Source organism: Mycobacterium sp. E2699 (assembly GCF_001666745.1).
GTDB lineage: Bacteria > Actinomycetota > Actinomycetes > Mycobacteriales > Mycobacteriaceae > Mycobacterium.
The window spans coordinates 283,262-301,763 of sequence record NZ_LZJH01000077.1; the positions used below are offsets into that span (position 1 = coordinate 283,262).

Sequence of the window (18,502 nt, forward strand, 5' to 3'; positions counted from 1 at the left end):
CCCGATGCCTTCGGCCGACGTCATCGTCATCGGCGCGGGATTCGGCGGGCTCTACGCCGTGCACCGGGCCGCCTCGGCGGGCCTGTCGGTGATCGGCATCGAGGCGGCTCCCGACGTGGGGGGCACCTGGTATTGGAACCGGTACCCCGGCGCGCGTTGCGACGTCGAAAGCGTCGACTACTCATACTCTTTCGACGCCGAGCTGCAGCAGAGCTGGACGTGGAGCGAACGCTTCGCCGCGCAGCCGGAGATCCTGGCCTATCTGCGGCACGTGGCCGATCGATTCCATCTGCGCCGCCACTACCGGTTCGGCGTCGACGTGATCGGTGCCGATTTCGAGCAAGCGGCCGGGCGCTGGCGCGTGCGCACGGCCGGTGTTGCGGAGGCCGGCGAGGCGTACACCGCGCAGTTTCTCGTGTGTGCCACCGGCTGCCTGTCCGCGGTGAACCGCCCCGACATCCCCGGCGTCGGGGATTTCGCGGGCGAGGTGTACTTCACCGCCGCCTGGCCGGGGGAGGATCCCGAGCTGCGCGGCAAGCGGGTCGGGCTGATCGGCACGGGTTCGTCTGGGATTCAGGCGGTTCCGATCATCGCCGGCGAGGCCGAGCGACTCGTGGTGTTCCAGCGATCGGCGAACTACAGCATCCCGATGCCCAATCGCCCGTGGACCGCGGAGGAACAGCGGCGGATCCGGGAGGACTATCCCGAGCGGCGCCGGCTCTCGGCCTATGCGTCGGCGGGCACACCGCACGGCACCTACCACAAAAAGGCGCTCGACACCGAACCGCACGAGCGGACCGAAGCCCTGTGGCGGCGCTGGCGCGAGGGCGGGGTCCTGTTCGCCAAAACCTTCCCCGACCAGAACTCCGACCCCGCCGCCAACGACGTCGCCCGGGAGTTCGCCGAGGAGCGGATCAGGGAGATCGTCCACGATCCCGTCGTCGCCGCGGACCTGATCCCGGTCGACCACCCGATCGGTACCAAGCGCATCTGCACCGACGCCGGCTACTACGCCACCTTCAACCGGGACAACGTCCGGCTGGTGAACCTGCGGCGCGAGCCGATCGACGCGATCGTCCCCGAGGGGGTGCGAACCGCCGCGGCGACCTACCCGTGCGACGTGCTCGTCTTCGCGACCGGCTTCGACGCGCTGACCGGCGCGCTGGCCCGCATCGACCCGACCGGGCCCCGGGGGGACCGGCTGCGCGACATCTGGGCCGACGGCCCCGTGACGTTTCTGGGGCTGATGGTCCCCGGCCTGCCGAATCTGTTCGCCATCAGCGGCCCCGGCAGCCCGTCCGTGCTGGCCAACATGGTGCTGCACGCCGAGGTTCAGGTCGACTGGGTCCTGGAACTGATGTTGACGGCCCGCCGGCTGGGCGTGCGCGAGGTCGAGCCCCGCCGGGATGCGGCGGACGCCTGGACCGATGAGGTCGCACAAGCCGCCGGGAAGACGTTGTTCCCGAAGGCTTCGTCGTCGTGGTATCTGGGCGCCAACATCGAGGGCAAGAAACGGGTCTTCATGCCCTACGCCGGCGGATTCGGCACGTACCGGCGCCATTGCGAGGCGGTGGCCGAACACGGCTATGCCGGATTGGTGCTGACGACCCGATGAGCGCACCAGGGCCGGAGACGGTTCAGCAGCTGCTGCGGCGGCGCCGCAACGACGACACCGCCGCGATCGCCCACGGCGAGCGGACCTGGACGTGGCGCCAACACCTCGCCGAGGCGGAGGCCGAGGCCGCCGCGCTCATCCGTCTCGCCGATCCGGACCGCCCGCTGCATGTCGGCGCCCTGCTCGGCAACTCCCCGGCGATGCTGCGCGCCATGGCGGCCGCCGCACTGGGCGGATATGTGCTGTGCGGCATCAACACCACCCGCCGCGGTGCCGGCCTGCTCGCCGACATCCGGCGATCCGACTGCCAGATCCTGCTCGCCGACGACGAGCACCTGCCGCTGCTGAACGCCTTGGATCTCAACGGGATTCAGGTCATCGACGTGGGTTCGGGGCGTTACGCCCAGGCCGTGGCCGCGGCACCACCGCTGGTGGCCCACCGCGAGGTCACCGCCGCCGACACCCTCATGATGATCTTCACCTCCGGCACCAGCGGTGACCCCAAGGCCGTCCGGTTCGCGCACGGGATGGCGATCATGTGCGGGGCCAGCCTGATCTTCCAGTACGACGTCACCGCCGATGACGTCTGCTACCTGGCGATGCCGCTGTTTCACTCCAACGGGATCGCCGCGGGGTGGGCCGTCGCGATCGGCAGTGGCGCCACCATGGTCCCCGCCAGGTTCTCGCCGTCGCGCTTCATCGACGACGTGCGCCGTCACAACGTCACCTACCTGAACTATGTCGGCAAGCCCCTCGCCCTGATCCTCGCCACCCCCGAACGCCCCGACGACGCCGACACGACCCTGCGGATCGCGTTCGGCAACGAGGCCACCGATCGTGACATCGCCGAATTCGCAAGGCGTTTCGGCTGCCGGGTGATCGACAGCTTCGGCTCCAGCGAGTTCGCCGTGATCGTCGTCCGCGAGGACGGCGCCCCGGCCGGATCGATCGGCAAGCCCTACCCCGGCGTCGCCGTCTACAACCCGGCGACGTTGCAGGAGTGCGCCGTCGCGCGCTTTGACGAACACGGCGCGCTGGTCAACTTCGACGACGCGGTCGGTGAACTCGTCAACACCCAGGGCGCGGGGCCGTTCACCGGCTACTACAACGATCCGGCCGCGACGGCGCAGCGCATGCGGCACGGCATGTACTGGTCGGGCGATTTGGCCTACCGCGACGCCGACGGCTGGATCTATCTGGCCGGCCGCACGGCGGACTGGATGCGCGTCGACGGCGAGAACCTGGCGGCGGCGCCGATCGAGCGGATCCTGGAACGGCTGCCGCAGGTCAGCCAGGTCGCCGTCTACGCGGTGCCCGACGAGCGCGTCGGCGACCAGGTGATGGCCGCCGTCGTGCTCCGCGACGGGATGCCCTTGGAGCCGGCGGATTTCGAGAAGTTCCTGGCCGCGCAGCCCGACCTGTCGCCGAAGGCGTGGCCGCGCTACGTGCGCATCAACGACGGCCTGCCGGCGACTGCCACCAACAAGGTCCTCAAGCGGGAGTTGATCGCCGCCGGCATCAGCGCCCAAGGCGGCGTGCTGTGGACGCGCCCGCCGCGTGGCACGACCTATTCGGCTTATCCCGCGGCGGAGACCTAGCCGGACTCGGCGGGAGTGGGGGCTTCGCCGAAGCGGGCCAAAACCAGCGTCGCCGACACCGCGACCACGAATCCGAGGACCACCAACCAGCCGAGACCGTCGCGGGCGCTGTCACCCAGCCACACCACCCCCACGAGCGCGGGAGCGATCGTCTCGCCGACGACCATGGCGGCGACCGTGGTGGTCACCGAGCCGCGGTGCAACGCGGAGGTGAGCAACAGAAATCCCGCCGCCCCGCCGCCGGCGGCCGCGTACAGGGCCGGGTTGGTGTAGAACGCGGCCTTGGTCGGATCCATCACATCCATCAGGCGCACGCCGACCTCGACGACACCGAATCCACTTCCGGCACCGAACCCGAGGGCGAGCGCGCGTTCGCGATCGCGGAGCCGGCCCGCGGCCGCGCCGGCGACGAATATCGCGGCGACCACGCCGATGAGCGCCCAACCCAGCCCGGCCGGGGCGTGACGGAAGTGCCCCGGCCCGGCCGCGCAGGCGAGCGCGACGAGGCTCGCACAGACCACCCCGACGGCCGTCCACTCCGGCCGTGACAACCGCGCCGACAGCACCCAGGCGGATACGATGCCGGTGACCGCGATCGAAGCGGCCAGCGCCGCGGCGACGACATAGATCGGCACCAAACGCAGCGCGATCACCTGCAGCAGAAACCCGAGGCCGTCGAGGCCGATGCCGGCGAGGTAGCGCCACTGCCGGACGGCGCGCATCAGCAGTACCGCGTCGACGCCCGACCTGCCGGCGGGTTCCACCGACCGCGTCGCGACGGCCTGCAACACCGAGGCGGCGCCGTAACAGACCGAGCAACCCAGCGCGAGCAGAAACCCGATCAGCACGGAATGACCATACGAGACGAAGGGACGCGCCATGAACGGCATCGAGGGGAAGGTCGTCGCGATCACCGGCGCGAGCAGCGGGATCGGCGAGGCGACCGCGCGGCTACTCGCCGGGCGAGGCGCCAGCGTAGTCCTCGGCGCAAGGCGCGCCGAGCGCCTCGACGACGTCGCACACCGGATCCGCGCCAGTGGGGGAGCCGTCGCCACCTGCCCCGGCGATGTCGCGCGCCGTGCGGACGTCGAGCGGTTGGTCGATAGGGCCGTCAACGACTTCGGCCGGCTCGACGTCCTGGTGAGCAACGCCGGCATCAGCAAGATCGGGCCGATGGCAGACGGCGACGTCGACGGCTGGTCGGCGATGATCGACGTCAACCTGCGCGGGGTGCTGCACGGCATCGCCGCGGCCCTACCGGTCTTTCGTCGCCAGGGCCGGGGGCACTTCGTGACGACCGTGTCGACGGCCGGGTTGAAGATCGTGCCCACCATGGCGGTGTACGCGGCCACCAAGAATGCCGTGCGGACCGTGATGGAAGCGCTGCGTCAGGAGTCGACCGACGGCGTGATCCGAACCACCTCGATATCACCGGGATTCGTCGACACGGAACTCGACTCGTCCATCGACGACCCGGCCCTGCGCGAGCAAACCCGCCGCACGATGAGCGATTTCGGGCTGCCGCCCGCGGCCGTGGCGCGCGCCGTAGCTTTCGCGATCGAACAACCCCACGATGTCGAGATCGGCGAGGTCGTCATTCGCCCGACGGTCCAGGGCTAGGGCCACGGTGATGGCCGACCGGACCGGCTCACAGTTCGGAGATGATGCGGAGTCGGCGCGCGCTGTACTCGGTGTCGCTGATGGCGCCGTCGGCACGAAGCCCCTCGAGCTCCCGGAGCTGCTCCGAGACCGAGGCCTGCGCCGGCGGTTCCGACTGCGAAAGCGCGATCGGACGCATCGGCGCCGCGACGTCGCGGCCCACATCACCGGCGCCCCATCCCGCGCCGAGGTTGATCAGCCGCAGCGCGAACAGCACACCGGCGGCGACGATCGGCAGCCCGAGGTAGAGCATCCACCCCGGCGGCAGGCCCGAGCGGCTCAGCGCGAAATACCGCGCCAGCAGCAACAGGGCGAACAGCGCCCCGAACAGCAGGATTGCGGCCTTGATCTTCATTCGCGGGTTCCTCCTTGCGCAGCGCCGCCGCGTCGCAGCGGTCACGCGGCAAGTGGAAACCCGCTGCGTCGCTACCGATCCCAAGAACCGGCCGGCGCCCGATACAGGTAATGCAGCACCAGCGCGGTGACGACCCCGTAGCCCAGGTGCGGGACCAGATCGCTGATCCACCCCGCGACGCCCCACGTTCGCGGGTCGGTCACCCCGAGCACGGTCATCGGCCCATTGGTGCCGATCAGGGCGATCGCGGTGGCGACCAGCGTGGCCACCAGCAGGCGCGGGCGCCACCCCAGGCCGTAGGCCAGCCCCAGAACCAGGCCCATCCCGATGCCCGCGGCATAGCCGGTCAGCGCGCCGAGGCCGAGGAGTCGGTTGGCCAGGACATCGCCGGTCCCGGGCACCGTGCAGCCGAACAGCCCGGCCATGGCCTCGACGGTTCGTTCGGGCGTCGTGCTGATCGGCCGGCCCCGCACCGCAATATCCAGGTAGGTGATCACGTCGAGCGCCGTGGTGCCCGCCGCCCCGGCGACGGCGCCGCCGAGCAGCCCCGGCCAGAGCCCGGCCCTGCGCGTGGTCCGCATGGGCCACCGCCTCCCGTGCTGGCAGCTTTCGTAGGATTTGACTAAAGCACCCTGTGTCGCTGTGCGCATCTCGCGAACGGAAATTACAGTGAGAGCCGTGACGAATCGCAAAAGCAAACCGGCCGCCGCGGCGTGCGGGGCCGCGCTGCTGTTTGCGGTCGGAGTGGGCCTCGCGGGCGGGCAGTTCGGCGCCGGCGAGCCGCCGCACACCGCGGCCAGCGCTTCGTCCGCCGTTGCCCAGACCGACAGCGATGGGGGCGGGGCCCTGCCCGTGCAGCCCGCCGGTGGGGGCGCCTGCATTATCGGCCTCAACTGCGGCTGCATTCCGCGCATCACCTGCCCGACGCCGCACCCCCGCCCGGGCACCGCGGGCACCAACCAGCACAACCCGCCCGCCCCGCAGAATCCGTAGGGCGCCGCGACGGGGCTTCCCAACCCATTCAGGGGCCGTTTTCCTATCATTTGGGAATGAGCGCCGCTGGGCTGGATGCTGTGGGCTCGCCGGCATTCACCGACGAGGACGCGGCCCGGTTCCGCGCCGCCGGTTGGTGGTCCGATTCGACGCTGTCGGACGCGGTGCGTCGCAACGCCGAATCGGCACCCGAACGTCCCGCCTACATCGACGATCTCGGGGCGTCGCTCACCTGGCGTGAATTCGACCGTGCGGCAACCGAACTGGCGGAGCGACTGGCGGGCGCCGGTGTGCTGCGCGGCGATCGGGTCGCGGTGTGGCACGGCGACTCCACCGCCATCCACGTGCTGTTCGTCGCGATCGAACGGTGCGGCGCCGTCGTGGTCGGCGTCGGTGCGCGCGCCGGCACCCGCGAGCTGGCGGCGATACTGCGCAATTCGCGACCGAAGATGCTGATCAGCGACCCACAGCACGGCGAGGCGGCCGCGCAGGTGGCCGGCGAAACCCCGGTGTCCGTGCTGGTCCTGAGCGGCGAGCCCGCCGCGCTGCGGCTCAACGTCGACACCCCGCCCGGGGCGTTGAGCGCGTCCTCACCGCTGGGCCCCGACGACGTGTTTCTCATCAATTCCACCTCCGGCACGACCGGCCTGCCCAAATGCGTGGTACACACGCAAAACCGCTGGCACTACTTCCACCGCAAGGCCGTGGCCAACGGATTGCTGACGCCGGACGACGTCTTGTTGCCGGTCATCCCCACGCCTTTCGGCTTCGGGCTGTGGACCAGCCACACCACGCCGATCTACCTCGGCGCCACGGCGGTGATCATGCAGCGGTTCACCGCGCGCGCGGCATGCGAGGCGATCGCCCGCCACGCGGTCACCGTGTTGTGTTGTGTGAGCACGCAATTGACGATGCTGATCGCGGATCCGGCCTGTCGCGAGCACGACCTGAGCTCGCTGCGCGTCGTTTTCGCCGGCGGCGAGGCATTGCCCTACCGGCCGGCCGCCGAGTTCGAGGAGCTCACCGGCGCGAAGATCTTGCAGTTCTACGGCTCCAACGAGACCGGGATGCTCAGCGCGACGACGGTCCATGACTCGCGCGAACGCAGGCTCCGCACGGGCGGCCGCATCGTTCCGGAAATGGCGGTCCGGCTCTTCGACGGGGACCGCGACGTCACCGCATCGGGGCGCGGCCAGCCCGCGTGCCGGGGGCCGGCGACCAGCCTCGGGTACCTCGGCGGGACCGATCACGACAAGCTGTTCACCGCCGACGGCTGGATGCGCATGGGCGACCTCTGCGAGATCGACGCGGAGGGCTATCTGACCGTCACGGGCCGCACTTCCGACTTCATCCTGCGCGGCGGCAAGAACATCAGCGCGACCCAGGTCGAGGACACCGTCGCAACCCACCCCGCGATCGCGGTGGCGGCCGCGGTCGCGATGCCCGATCCGGTGTTCGGCGAAAAGGTCTGCGTGTACACCGAACTCGTCGACTCTGCGACCATCGACCTGCCCGAGCTCGTCGACCATCTGCTGGCGCAGGGGGTCTCGAAGGAACTCCTGCCCGAGCGGCTCATCGTGGTCGACGAACTTCCGCGATCGTCCGGGGGCAAGGTTGCCAAAGGCGTGCTCCGCGAGGACATTCGAACCAGGATGGAGGCCGATCATGAACGCTCCTGACGCGCGGCGCGGTGGTCTCGAGGTGTGGGCGCCGTCGGTGGTGCCGCCGATCGGAGTCGAGCTGTCCGACGAACAGGCGCTCGCGATCGCCTTTCGCCACCTCGCCGGCATCGGATTCGCGGAGAACATGGCCGGACACATCACCTGGCAGCTCGACGGCCAAACGGACATGTTCGTCAACCCGTGGGGACTGTGGTGGCAGGAGCTCACCGCATCGGACATCTGCGTCGTGGACAGCGACGCGCGGGTGGTCCGCGGTCGCTGGGATGTGACGCCGGCCATCCACATCCACACCGAGCTGCACCGGGTCCGCGACGACGCCCGGGTGGTCATTCACAACCACCCCTACTACGTGTGCGTGCTCGCCGCGCTGGGCAGGCTCCCCGAGCTCGTGCACCAGACCGGTTCGCTCTACCTCGACGACCTGTGCCTCGTCGACACCTACGACGGGGAAATCGACAGCCCCGCCCGCGCCGCCGATCTCGCCGCGCGCATCGGCGGCGCCAACCTGACGATCCTGGCCAACCACGGCGTGATCGCGACCGGCCGCAACCTCCCGGAGGCCGTATACCGGGCGGCATCGATCGAGCGGGTGTGCAAGCTGGCCTACGACGTCACGCTCACCGGCAAGGAGCCGGTGCAGATGAATTGGTCGGACATGGCGGGCATGCAGCGGTCGCTCATCGAGCGTGCCGCCGACGTGTACTGGGCGGGGGCCGCACGGATGACGATCAAGGCCGACCCCGATGTGCTCACGTGATCGCCCTCGAGTGTGCGGTGACGGCGTCGAGTGTGCAGTCATGGTGGCGACACGCCGGGCGGCTGCGCCGTCAGCTCACACACAAAGCCATAACTGCACACTCGAGCGCCCCGCCGCGGCAAGGAGATTGACGAGTGAAATCGATCGATGAGCTGGCCGGTGACCTGAACTTCACCACGGCGAAAACCGGGGAGCAGCGCTCGGTCACGTTCTTGCCCGACCCGCCCCGGGCGCCACGCCGCTACACGGTGATCTCGGCCGACGACCACATCGTCGAACCCCCGGACACCTTCACCGGGCGCCTACCGCGAAAGTTCGCCGACCGCGCCCCCAGGGTCGTGGAGACCGGGAACGGGGGACAGACCTGGGTCTACGACGGCCGGGAACTCCCGAACGTCGGATTCAACGCCGTGGTGGGGCGGCCGGTCGCCGAGTACGGGTTCGAGCCGGTCCGCTTCGACGAGATGCGCAGGGGCGCTTGGGACATCCACGAGCGCATCAAGGACATGGACCTGAACGGCATCTACGCCTCGCTGAATTTCCCGTCCTTCCTTCCGGGCTTCGCCGGTCAGCGGCTGCAGCAGGTGACGGCGGATCGGGACCTGGCCCTGGCCTCCGTGCGCGCCTGGAATGACTGGCACCTCGAGGTGTGGGCGGGTTCGTATCCCGACCGCATCATCGCCTGCCAATTGCCGTGGCTGCTGGACCCCGAACTCGGCGCGACGATGATCCGCGAAAACGCCGAACGCGGATTTCACGCCATCACGTTCAGCGAGAACCCGGCGATGCTCGGACTGCCGAGCATCCACTCCGGCCACTGGGACCCCATGATGGCGGCGTGCGCCGAGACGGGCACCGTCGTGAACCTGCACATCGGGTCGTCGGGATCCTCGCCGTCCACCACCGACGACGCGCCCCCGGACGTCCAGGGCGTGCTGTTCTTCGCCTACGCCATCTCCGCCGCGGTCGACTGGTTGTACTCCGGCCTGCCCAGCAGGTTCCCGGAACTGAAGATCTGCCTGTCGGAAGGCGGAATCGGGTGGGTGGCCGGGCTGCTCGACCGCCTCGACCACATGCTCAGCTACCACGCCATGTACGGCACCTGGGAGGCGCTCGGCGAAAGCCTCACCCCGGGCGAGGTGTTCACCCGGAACTTTTGGTTCTGCGCCGTGGAGGACAAGTCGTCGTTCGTGCAGCGCGACCGGATCGGCGTGGACAACATCATGCTCGAAGCCGACTACCCGCATTGCGACTCCACCTGGCCGCACACCCAACAGACCATCCATGAACAAATCGGCGACCTGCCGCCCTACGCCATCCGGAAGATCAGCTGGGAGAACGCGTCTCGCCTGTATCGGCATCCGGTTCCGGTCGAGGTCCAACGGGATCCCGAGGCGTTCTGAAACCGTCCTCGCGGCTCAATTGCCGGGGGCACGCGCAGTCGCCGCCGCCCAGCGCGACTCGCCGACCGAGCACAACGCGCAAAAGTGTGGGGCAGACGGTTGCGGGCGCGGGTTTCGAACCGCGGGTCTTCGGGTAGCCGAGCCTGGACGTCCGTCTTTGCGTCCAACGCACGATCGTCAACAAGGTCGCACGGGATTGGCAGGGCGAATGAACACCCTCGTATTGCTGGCCGGCCGCTACGAGGTGCGCGGCAGGCTGGGCGGTGGCGGCATGGCCGAGGTCCGCGACGGCTGGGACACCCGGTTGGGTCGCCCCGTCGCCATCAAGCTGCTGCACCCGGCGCTCAATACGCGGACCGACATGCGCAGCCGATTCGACGCGGAGGCGCGCGCGGCGGCCGCGCTGAACCATCCGAACATCGTCGCGGTCCACGACAGTGGCGAGCACAATGGGATGCCGTTCATCGTGATGGAGCGGTTGCCAGGCATCACCCTGGCCGACCAGATCGCGGGTGGTCCTCTCCCGCCGCCGGACACCCGCGCGACGCTCGACAACATTCTCGCCGCGCTCACGGCGGCGCACCGTGCCGCAATCCTGCATCGGGACATCAAGCCGGGCAACGTTCTGCTGTCCGCCGACGGCGGAGTCATGAAGGTCGCGGACTTCGGGATCGCCAAGACCCCGGGTGTCGCGTACACGCAGACCGGCCAGGTCGTCGGCACCATCGCCTACCTGAGCCCCCAGCGCCTCGCCGGCGCGCCCGCCACGGTGGCCGATGACCTGTATGCCGTCGGCGTCGTCGGCTACGAGGCATTGGCCGGGCATCGGCCCTTCCCACAGGACAACATGGCCGCGCTCGCCCGCGCCATCCTGCACGACCGGCCGCCGCCGCTTGCCCGGTTGCGCCCCGACGTCGACCCCGCCCTGCTCACCGTCATCGAGCGCGCGATGGCACCCGATCCTCGCCACCGTTTCGGTAGCGCCGAGGAGATGCGAGACGTCTTGCACGGCCGCCGGATCACTGGCGCGGTCGCCGCACCGCCGCGGCCGCCGACCAAGGTGCTGGACATGCCGCTGCCTCCCCCTGTCGTGAACCCATCTGCGCCGCCGCCCGTCCCGCGGCTGTCGGGCCGCCACAAGAAGCTGCTGGCCACCCTCGGGGCGGTGCTGGCGGTGCTTGTCGTGCTCTTCGCGTTCGCGGCCAACCCCGCGCCGGTGCCCACGCCCACCGAACCGGTGACCACCAGCACCCCGTCGCCGGTACCCGTCAACAATCCCGTGCCGCCGCCCCCTCCGACGGAACAGCCTCCGGCGCCGGCTCCGCCACCGCACGGGCCCGGTAAGGGCCACGGCAAGGGACACGACGGCCCGGCAGGCGACTAGCCAAACCGGGCGAATCACGTTGCGCAGCAAGGGGTCTGATTCCCGGCCCGGGTGACCCGAGTGCCGGTGAGCACAATGCGCAAAAGCTGAAAATCGCTTGTTGCGTGGCTATTGCGCACAAGCGCGCCGGCGCCGGCGCCGCTCCGTAGCTTCGAGTGCACAAGGTGTCGGGACCCGCTCGACATCGCACCGAGCAGGAGTCCGCCGTGTTCACTCAGCCAGACCTGACTACGGGAACAAATGCGTATCGCGCTGCCGCCCAGCCGTTTCCGCAACGACTGGACGCCAAGCGCAACGGTTATGTCGAGCGCACTGTGGTCACCAGCGACGGCGTGCGCCTGGCGGTCCGCGACCACAACCCGGCGGGTCGCGAGCACACCGTGGTCCTGCTGCACGGCCTTTGCCTCACGCAGGCGAGCTGGGAACTACAGGTCCGGCACCTGAAGCGCCAGTGGGGCGACCGCCTTCGGATCATCACCTACGATCACCGCGGCCACGGTGGCTCGACCGGCGCCGACATGCACACGTACCGCATCGACCGGCTCGCCGCCGACCTGTCCGAGGTACTCACCATCCTGCGCGTGGACGGACCGCTCACGCTGGCCGGCCACTCGATGGGCGGCATGACGGCGCTCGCATACCTGGCCCGCCCCGCCGCCGAGCGCCCGGTGGACCCGCAGGGCCTCGTCCTGGTCGCCACCGCGGCGGGTCGGCTGGCCGAGCGCGGGCTCGGCCGCTTGCTGGGCAGCCGCGCCACCGAGCTGCTGTTCGACCTCGTTCACCACCTGCCCCGCCGCGCCATGGACAAGACGATCAGGGGATTTGTGCGGCCCGTCGTCGACGGTCTGATCAAGTACACCGGCGCCGACCGCAACGGCGCCGCGGCTCTCACCGCATCCGCCATCCGCTCGGTCTCGCTGACGACCGCGGCCGGCTTCCTGCCCAGCCTGAAGCGCTACGACCAGTACGCGGCGCTGGCCTCGATTGTCGCCAACACGATCGTCATCAGCGGCGGAGCGGACAAGACGACGCCGGCCGAGCACGCGCGGGACATGGTCGCCGCGATACCCGACGCGACCCACCTGCACCGGCCGGGGGCCGGGCACATGCTGCTCGGGGAGCACCCGCAGTGCGTCGGCGAGGCGATCGACCGCGTGATGGGCATGCGGGCACCGGCCGTTCGCGGTGCGGCCAGCTGACCAGCGGAGGACGCGTCAGAAAGCGAAGCGGTTGAGCACGTCGTAGTTGCGCAGGGGCGTGGCGTTGACCAGGCGCCACAGCAGCCGCAGCGGCGCCGAGGGTATCCGCTCGCAGAGCGCCCCCGCGGTGGACCGCTCGAGGAGGCGCAGGCGCGGGTTCCATCGCTCGATCTCGCGGGCGTCGCGGATGCCCCATTTGGTGATGCCCTTGGTGAACAGCTTGGACAGCCGGGGACCCATCGGCGACACGGTGTCGAACAGGAGTTCCCCGCTGCCGAACCGGTCGGTGAGGCGCCGCAGCAGCGTGCGCACCTCGGGTTCGGTCAGATACATCACCAGCCCCTCGGCGACCATCAGCATGGGACGATCCGTCGAGACCTCGTCCAGCCAGTCGTCGGTCACCGACGAGCCGATCATCCGGTAGCCGTCACGGTCGTCGTACAGCTTGCGGCGCAACGCGATCACGTCGGGTTGATCGACGTCGAACCACCGCACGGTATTCGGTGGGTTCAGCCGCAACGCCCGGGTGTCCATGCCGCAGCCGAGGTGCAGCACGACGGCGTCCGGATGGCGGCGCAGGAAGTTGGCGCTCCAGTCGTCGAGCTGTTTGGCGCGCATGGTGACCATGTACTGGTTGGAGCCCGGGCGCATGGCGCGACGCATCCGGGCCCAGTCGTAATCGATGCGGTCCACCGCCTCAGCGGCGGCGGTGTCCCCGAGAATGGGCGCGGGCGAACGGCTTTCGTATGCCCGTAGATACAGGGTGCACAGGTTCGTCCACTCCACCGAACCCCACGCCACGTCGCTGAAGTCGACTTTGTCCGTCAAAGTCATGGCTGCCTTTTCCCCTCCCGATATTCGGTCCACAGGCGCATCAGCTCCTCGCGATAGTCCCGGGTGCAGAACTCGCAGAAATCGCGGAAGTCCTCGACACGCTGCCGTTGCTCGGCGCGGTCGTCACCCAGCACGGACAGAGCGAACTCGGCGGGCTCGATGCCCAGCCGCATCAGCGACAGCTGCGTTTCCAGCACGCTGGTGAACCCGCCCGGCGCCACCCGGTAGAGATGCTGGCGGTCGGGGCTCGGCAGGCGCTGCACCATGCCGCCTTCCAGCAGTTGCCGGGCAACGGTGCTGATGGACGCCTTGCTCACCGACAGCGCGTCGGCCAGCTGGGTCAACGACTGCCGCGGCGGATCGCAGATCAGCAGCCAGCCGTACACCCGGCCCATGGTGCGGGTGGCGCCGAGGAGCTCGAAGAACAGCCCGAGGCGGTCGACGAACTCGGCCTCTTCCGGCGACATCACGACCTCACACTGTTCGTTCAGTACGTACTAAACGTAATGTACAGCGCCGTGCCGGCTGTGGGAAGGGACGAGGCGATGATCAGAGGCCGGATGCCAGCCGCCGCAGGATGTCCGCCGCGGGCTCGGCGGTGGCCTGCCGAAACCCCGTGCCCGCCCAGAGGTGGACGTAGTCGGGCTTGCCCGCGGCCGCGGCGGCTTTGCGCATCCCGGTGGTGAGGTAGTGAATCGCCGGATAGCCCAGCGGGGCCTCGGCTTCGTGGGCGTCGATGAACGCGTTGCGCAGTCCGCGCGCCGGGCGGCCGGTGAACGCCCGGGTGATCACCGTTTCGGTGTAAGCCGGATCGGTCAGGGCCGCCTGGTGGGTGGCCGAGGCGCCGCTCTCGGTGGCGCGCAGCAACACGGTTCCGACGACGGCCGCCGCGGCGCCGGCGCCGATCACGTCGGCCACCGCGGCCGGGGTGGCGAGCCCGCCGGCGGCCATGATCGGCAGCGGAACGGTCGCCGCGACCTGTCGCACGAGGTCCGCGATCGGCACCGGCGTCAGTGGCCGACGTGGCGAGAGCGTGCCCGAATGCCCCCCGGCGGCCGCCGCCTGTACGGCCAGCATGTCGGCGCCGGCTTCGTGGGCCAGCGCCGCCTCCTCCGGCGTCGTCACCGTTTGGACGACGACGCTGTCGGCGCGTTGCAGGGCCGCGATGACGTCGCGCGGCGGTATGCCGAAGGTGAACGACACCATCGGCACGGGGTCGTCGAGCAGCAACGCGATCTTCTCGTCGAACCTGTCGGTGTCCCCGATCGGCTCCGGCGGCAGGGTAATGCCGAACTGGTCGGCGTCCTTCTGGACGATCGCCGCATAGGCCCGGTAGTCGTCGGCGTTGATCGGCAGGGGATTGGGCGCAAACAGGTTGATGCCGAACGGGATTCCCTCGGCGCGGACCTTCTTGATCTCCGCTTCGACGGCGTCGACGCTCTTGTAGCCGGCCGCCAGCATGCCCAGGGCGCCCGCTCGGGTCGCGGCCGACACCATCGCCGGCGTGGTGGGACCGCCCGACATCGGGGCGGCGACGAGCGGAACGGACATCCCGAACTCTGCCAGCATTCATCGACAATAGCCCGCTGGTGCCGAGGCGGCTCCGGCGTTCCATCCCGGCCCCGGACCTGACAGGATGCTTGACCGTGAAGCGACCCAACTTCCTCGTGATCGTGGCCGACGACCTCGGGTTTTCGGATATCGGCGCGTTCGGCGGCGAGATCAATACGCCCAACCTGGATCGGCTGGCCCGCGCGGGCGTCCGGTTCACCGATTTTCATTCCGCCCCGGCCTGTTCACCCACCCGGGCGATGCTGCTGACGGGGACCGACCACCACATCGCCGGGATCGGCACGATGCTCGAGGTCGCGGCGCCCGGATTTCAGGGCGCGCCCGGCTACGAGGGCTACCTGAACGACCGCGTGGTGGCGTTGCCCGAACTGCTGCGCGACGCCGGATATCTGACGTTGATGTCGGGCAAGTGGCACCTCGGTCACACCATCGAGACCTCGCCGTGGGCTCGGGGGTTCGAGCGTTCGTTCGCCTTGCTGCCGGCCGGCGCCAGCCATTACGGCCCCGCCGCGGGCGGCGGATTCTCGCCGGTGGCAACGCTTTACACCGAGGACGACCAGTTCGTCACCGTTGGCGACGACTTCTACTCCTCCGACTCCTACACCGACACGCTGCTGCGGTACCTCCGCGAACGTCCCGACGACCCTGAAAATAAAGACCGCCCGTTCTTCGCCTACCTGCCCTTCCAGGCGCCACACTGGCCGCTGCAGGCGCCGGACGAATCCATCGCGGCCTATCGCGGCCGCTACGACGCGGGCCCGGACGCGTTGCGCGAGGCCCGCCTGGAGGCGCTGAAGAAGCTCGGCCTGTGCCCGCCCGACGTGGTGCCACACCCCGTCGTGGCCGACGGCGCTCCCGAGTGGGCTGACATGACCGACGACGAGCGCGCGCGGTCGGCCCGCAGCATGGAGGTTTACGCGGCGATGGTGGACCGGATGGATCACAACATCGGGCGGGTGATCGACTACCTGGCCGAAACGGGGGAGCTGGACGACACGGTCGTGATCTTCTTGTCCGACAACGGCGCCGAGGGCGCGATGGTCGAGGCGATGCCGCTGCGTGGCCCCCAGATCGTCGCGCAGATCGAAAAGTATTGCGACAACAGCCTCGACAACCTGGGCCGAGCCAGCTCGTTCATCTGGTACGGCCCCCGGTGGGCGCAGGCCGCCACCGCGCCGTCGCGCCTGCACAAGGCGTTCACCACCGAAGGCGGGATCCGGGTGGTCGGCTTCGTCACCTGGCCCGGCTTCGCCCGGCAGGCCGAGATCGGCACGGCGTTCACCACCGTGATGGACATCGCCCCGACCGTCCTCGAACTCGCGGGCGTCACCCACCCCGGCACCACCTACCGAGGCCGTGCGATCGAACCCATGCGCGGTCGCTCGCTGGTCTCCTATCTGTCGGGCGACAGCGAGACGGTACACGGCTCCGAAACCGGCACGGGGTGGGAGTTGTTCGGGCGCCGGGCGATTCGGCAGGGCGACTGGAAGGCGGTGTATCTGCCGGCGCCGTACGGGCCGGGCGCCTGGCAACTCTACGACCTCTCCGGGGACCCCGGTGAGATCGACGATCTGGCCGACGCACGGCCCGACAAGCTCGCCGAGTTGCTGGCGCTGTGGGACCGCTACGTCGAGGAAACTGGGGTGCTCCTCGGCCCTGTCTCGGTGTACGACGCCGACCTGTAGCGGCCAGCCCTCACAGGAAACCACCAGGCGCATCGGCTATCTTCGGCGCGTATTTGCGGCGGGCAAGGGCGGGGGGCTGGGATGACGCGCGGAATCGAGAAGTCCGTGGCGGCGGCCGATCTCGACACGATGACGGCGGCCAGGGAGACGCTGGAGGATTACACGCTGCGCTTCGCGCCGCGCAGCTACCGACGGTGGTCCACCGCGGTGGTGGGCATCTCGGCCCTGGGCGGCATCGCGTATCTCGCCGACTTCGCGATCGGCGCGAACGTCGGGATCGCCTACGGCACCGGCAACGCGTTGTGCGGCATCGCGATCTTCGCGGGGGTGATCTTCCTGACCGGATTGCCGCTGGCCTATTACGCCGCGCGCTACAACATCGACCTGGATCTCATCACCCGCGGTAGCGGTTTCGGCTACTACGGGTCGGTGGTCACCAACGTCATCTTCGCGACGTTCACGTTCATCTTTTTCGCGCTCGAGGGCTCCATCATGGCCCAGGGCCTCCAGTTGGGGCTTCACGTGCCGCTGTGGCTGGGTTACGCCTGCTCGACGCTGCTCATCTTCCCGCTGGTGATCTATGGCATGAAAGTCCTTTCCCAGCTGCAGGTTTGGACCACGCCGCTCTGGTTGATCCTGATGGTCGCCCCGTTCGTCTATCTGCTGGTCGGCCACCCGCACTCGATCGGCCAGTTCTTCGCGTACGGCGGCCGCGCGGGTAACGGCCAAATGAACATCGGCTCAACATTGTTGGCGGCCGGGGTGTGTCTTTCGCTGATCGCCCAGATCGCCGAGCAGATCGACTACCTGCGCTTCATGCCGCCCCGGACGCCGGCCAACGCCCGCAGCTGGTGGACCTGGATGCTGCTGGCCGGCCCCGGCTGGGTGGTGTTCGGGGCGATCAAGCAAGTCATCGGCCTGTTTCTCGCCGTCTACCTGATCTCCAACGTCGCCGGCTCGACGCCGATCGCCAACCAGCCGGTCCACCAGTTCCTGCTGATCTACCGCAACTTCATGCCGCCGTGGCTGGCGCTGACGCTCGCCGTGGTCCTGGTGGTGATCAGCCAGATCAAGATCAACGTGACGAACGCCTACTCGGGCTCACTGGCGTGGACCAACTCGTTCACCCGCGTCACCAAGCACTATCCCGGGCGCGTGGTGTTTCTCGGCGTCAATCTCGTCATCGCGCTGATCCTGATGGAAGCCAACATGTTCGACTTCCTCAACACCATCCTCGGGTTCTACGCCAACTGCGGGATGGCGTGGGTGGTGGCGGTGGCGTCCGACATCGTGATCAACAAATACCTGCTGAAGCTGTCGCCGAGGACGCCCGAGTTCCGACGCGGCATGTTGTACGCCATCAACCCGGTCGGCTTCGGTTCGTTGCTGCTGGCCGCGGGGCTGTCGATCGTCGCGTTCTTCGGCGGCCTGGGCGCGGCGCTTCGGCCGTATTCGCCGCTCGTCGCGATCGTCCTGGCGGTGGTGATGCCGCCCGTCCTCGCGATCGCGACGAAGGGCAGGTACTACCTGCGGCGCAGCGACGACGGCATCGACCTGCCCATGTACGACGGCCACGGCAACCCCTCGGCCGAGCAGTTGAAGTGCCACGTCTGCCATCACGACTACGAACGCCCCGACATGCTGGCCTGTGCAACCCACGGCGCGCACGTCTGCTCGTTGTGTTTGTCGACCGACCGGGTGGGCGACCACGTGCTCCCGGCCCGCGCGTGACGATTCCGGCGAGTTCGGGCCTGGGCGCCGACGTC

17 protein-coding genes are annotated in these 18,502 nt (G+C 69.2%); 11 read left to right on the top strand and 6 right to left on the bottom strand.

Annotation, left to right across the window (positions count from 1 at the left end; all coding sequences use genetic code 11):
- Nucleotides 1-4: 4 nt before the first annotated feature.
- Together A5696_RS13200 and fadD1 are read left to right on the top strand one after the other, a co-directional pair.
- A complete protein-coding gene (locus A5696_RS13200; RefSeq protein ID WP_067879243.1) occupies nucleotides 5-1,615 on the top strand; it encodes an NAD(P)/FAD-dependent oxidoreductase in 1,611 nt (536 codons plus the stop codon).
- Nucleotides 1,612-3,213, top strand: a complete 1,602-nt coding sequence (gene fadD1, locus A5696_RS13205; protein WP_067879003.1) for a fatty-acid--CoA ligase FadD1 — start codon at nucleotides 1,612-1,614, stop codon at nucleotides 3,211-3,213. Before A5696_RS13200 ends, fadD1 begins: the two co-directional genes overlap by 4 nt.
- On the opposite strand, the gene A5696_RS13210 is transcribed toward fadD1, so the two are convergent.
- Nucleotides 3,210-4,094: a DMT family transporter gene (locus tag A5696_RS13210; RefSeq protein WP_067879006.1), complete on the bottom strand. Its 885-nt coding sequence runs from the start codon at nucleotides 4,092-4,094 to the stop codon at nucleotides 3,210-3,212. The two genes, fadD1 and A5696_RS13210, sit on opposite strands and share 4 nt — an antisense overlap.
- Here A5696_RS13210 and A5696_RS13215 point away from each other — a divergent pair.
- The gene (locus A5696_RS13215; protein WP_067879009.1) at nucleotides 4,093-4,833 is read left to right on the top strand and encodes an SDR family oxidoreductase; all 741 of its coding nucleotides are present in this window, start codon (nucleotides 4,093-4,095) and stop codon (nucleotides 4,831-4,833) included. The two genes, A5696_RS13210 and A5696_RS13215, sit on opposite strands and share 2 nt — an antisense overlap.
- A gap of 28 nt (nucleotides 4,834-4,861) precedes the next feature.
- Here the strand turns inward: A5696_RS13215 and A5696_RS13220 are convergent, their stop codons facing one another.
- On the bottom strand, nucleotides 4,862-5,227 hold the full coding sequence (locus A5696_RS13220) for an SHOCT domain-containing protein (RefSeq protein ID WP_067879012.1): 366 nt from the start codon (nucleotides 5,225-5,227) through the stop codon (nucleotides 4,862-4,864).
- Nucleotides 5,228-5,298: 71 nt separating this feature from the next.
- A complete protein-coding gene (locus A5696_RS13225) occupies nucleotides 5,299-5,808 on the bottom strand; it encodes a hypothetical protein (RefSeq protein ID WP_067879015.1) in 510 nt (169 codons plus the stop codon).
- A 97-nt stretch (nucleotides 5,809-5,905) separates the two neighbouring features.
- Between A5696_RS13225 and A5696_RS13230 the strand changes: the two genes are divergently transcribed.
- From A5696_RS13230 to A5696_RS13255, 6 genes are all read left to right on the top strand, one after another.
- A complete protein-coding gene (locus A5696_RS13230) occupies nucleotides 5,906-6,220 on the top strand; it encodes a hypothetical protein (protein ID WP_067879017.1) in 315 nt (104 codons plus the stop codon).
- Between the two features lie 56 nt (nucleotides 6,221-6,276).
- A complete protein-coding gene (locus tag A5696_RS13235) occupies nucleotides 6,277-7,899 on the top strand; it encodes a class I adenylate-forming enzyme family protein (RefSeq protein ID WP_067879020.1) in 1,623 nt (540 codons plus the stop codon).
- On the top strand, nucleotides 7,886-8,659 hold the full coding sequence (locus A5696_RS13240) for a class II aldolase/adducin family protein (protein WP_067879028.1): 774 nt from the start codon (nucleotides 7,886-7,888) through the stop codon (nucleotides 8,657-8,659). The genes A5696_RS13235 and A5696_RS13240 overlap by 14 nt, the downstream gene beginning before the upstream one ends.
- 134 nt (nucleotides 8,660-8,793) lie before the next feature.
- Entirely contained in the window at nucleotides 8,794-10,062 is a 1,269-nt protein-coding gene (locus A5696_RS13245; protein WP_067879031.1) for an amidohydrolase family protein, read from the top strand.
- A gap of 208 nt (nucleotides 10,063-10,270) precedes the next feature.
- Entirely contained in the window at nucleotides 10,271-11,446 is a 1,176-nt protein-coding gene (locus tag A5696_RS13250; RefSeq protein ID WP_067879034.1) for a serine/threonine-protein kinase, read from the top strand.
- A 206-nt stretch (nucleotides 11,447-11,652) separates the two neighbouring features.
- A complete protein-coding gene (locus A5696_RS13255; RefSeq protein ID WP_067879036.1) occupies nucleotides 11,653-12,645 on the top strand; it encodes an alpha/beta fold hydrolase in 993 nt (330 codons plus the stop codon).
- 15 nt (nucleotides 12,646-12,660) lie between these two features.
- On the opposite strand, the gene A5696_RS13260 is transcribed toward A5696_RS13255, so the two are convergent.
- From A5696_RS13260 to A5696_RS13270, 3 genes are all read right to left on the bottom strand, one after another.
- Nucleotides 12,661-13,479, bottom strand: a complete 819-nt coding sequence (locus A5696_RS13260; RefSeq protein WP_067879039.1) for a class I SAM-dependent methyltransferase — start codon at nucleotides 13,477-13,479, stop codon at nucleotides 12,661-12,663.
- A complete protein-coding gene (locus tag A5696_RS13265; RefSeq protein WP_067879041.1) occupies nucleotides 13,476-13,946 on the bottom strand; it encodes a GbsR/MarR family transcriptional regulator in 471 nt (156 codons plus the stop codon). The genes A5696_RS13260 and A5696_RS13265 overlap by 4 nt, the downstream gene beginning before the upstream one ends.
- Before the next feature lie 82 nt (nucleotides 13,947-14,028).
- The gene (locus tag A5696_RS13270; protein WP_067879044.1) at nucleotides 14,029-15,048 is read right to left on the bottom strand and encodes a nitronate monooxygenase family protein; all 1,020 of its coding nucleotides are present in this window, start codon (nucleotides 15,046-15,048) and stop codon (nucleotides 14,029-14,031) included.
- A 77-nt stretch (nucleotides 15,049-15,125) separates the two neighbouring features.
- Between A5696_RS13270 and A5696_RS13275 the strand changes: the two genes are divergently transcribed.
- Nucleotides 15,126-16,736, top strand: coding sequence for an arylsulfatase (locus A5696_RS13275; protein ID WP_067879047.1), 1,611 nt, complete (start codon nucleotides 15,126-15,128; stop codon nucleotides 16,734-16,736).
- 81 nt (nucleotides 16,737-16,817) lie between these two features.
- A complete protein-coding gene (locus A5696_RS13280; protein WP_067879050.1) occupies nucleotides 16,818-18,467 on the top strand; it encodes a cytosine permease in 1,650 nt (549 codons plus the stop codon).
- Nucleotides 18,468-18,502 lie beyond the last annotated feature (35 nt).

What these genes read in the sequence shown, in the direction of transcription:
- A5696_RS13200 (WP_067879243.1), top strand. Translation starts at nt 5, where the DNA reads ATGCCTTCGGCCGACGTCATCGTCATCGGCGCGGGATTCGGCGGGCTC.
- fadD1 (WP_067879003.1), top strand. Translation starts at nt 1,612, where the DNA reads ATGAGCGCACCAGGGCCGGAGACGGTTCAGCAGCTGCTGCGGCGGCGC.
- A5696_RS13215 (WP_067879009.1), top strand. Translation starts at nt 4,093, where the DNA reads ATGAACGGCATCGAGGGGAAGGTCGTCGCGATCACCGGCGCGAGCAGC.
- A5696_RS13210 (WP_067879006.1), bottom strand. Translation starts at nt 4,094, where the DNA reads ATGGCGCGTCCCTTCGTCTCGTATGGTCATTCCGTGCTGATCGGGTTT.
- A5696_RS13220 (WP_067879012.1), bottom strand. Translation starts at nt 5,227, where the DNA reads ATGAAGATCAAGGCCGCAATCCTGCTGTTCGGGGCGCTGTTCGCCCTG.
- A5696_RS13225 (WP_067879015.1), bottom strand. Translation starts at nt 5,808, where the DNA reads ATGCGGACCACGCGCAGGGCCGGGCTCTGGCCGGGGCTGCTCGGCGGC.
- A5696_RS13235 (WP_067879020.1), top strand. Translation starts at nt 6,277, where the DNA reads ATGAGCGCCGCTGGGCTGGATGCTGTGGGCTCGCCGGCATTCACCGAC.
- A5696_RS13240 (WP_067879028.1), top strand. Translation starts at nt 7,886, where the DNA reads ATGAACGCTCCTGACGCGCGGCGCGGTGGTCTCGAGGTGTGGGCGCCG.
- A5696_RS13250 (WP_067879034.1), top strand. Translation starts at nt 10,271, where the DNA reads ATGAACACCCTCGTATTGCTGGCCGGCCGCTACGAGGTGCGCGGCAGG.
- A5696_RS13260 (WP_067879039.1), bottom strand. Translation starts at nt 13,479, where the DNA reads ATGACTTTGACGGACAAAGTCGACTTCAGCGACGTGGCGTGGGGTTCG.
- A5696_RS13265 (WP_067879041.1), bottom strand. Translation starts at nt 13,946, where the DNA reads ATGTCGCCGGAAGAGGCCGAGTTCGTCGACCGCCTCGGGCTGTTCTTC.
- A5696_RS13270 (WP_067879044.1), bottom strand. Translation starts at nt 15,048, where the DNA reads ATGCTGGCAGAGTTCGGGATGTCCGTTCCGCTCGTCGCCGCCCCGATG.
- A5696_RS13280 (WP_067879050.1), top strand. Translation starts at nt 16,818, where the DNA reads ATGACGCGCGGAATCGAGAAGTCCGTGGCGGCGGCCGATCTCGACACG.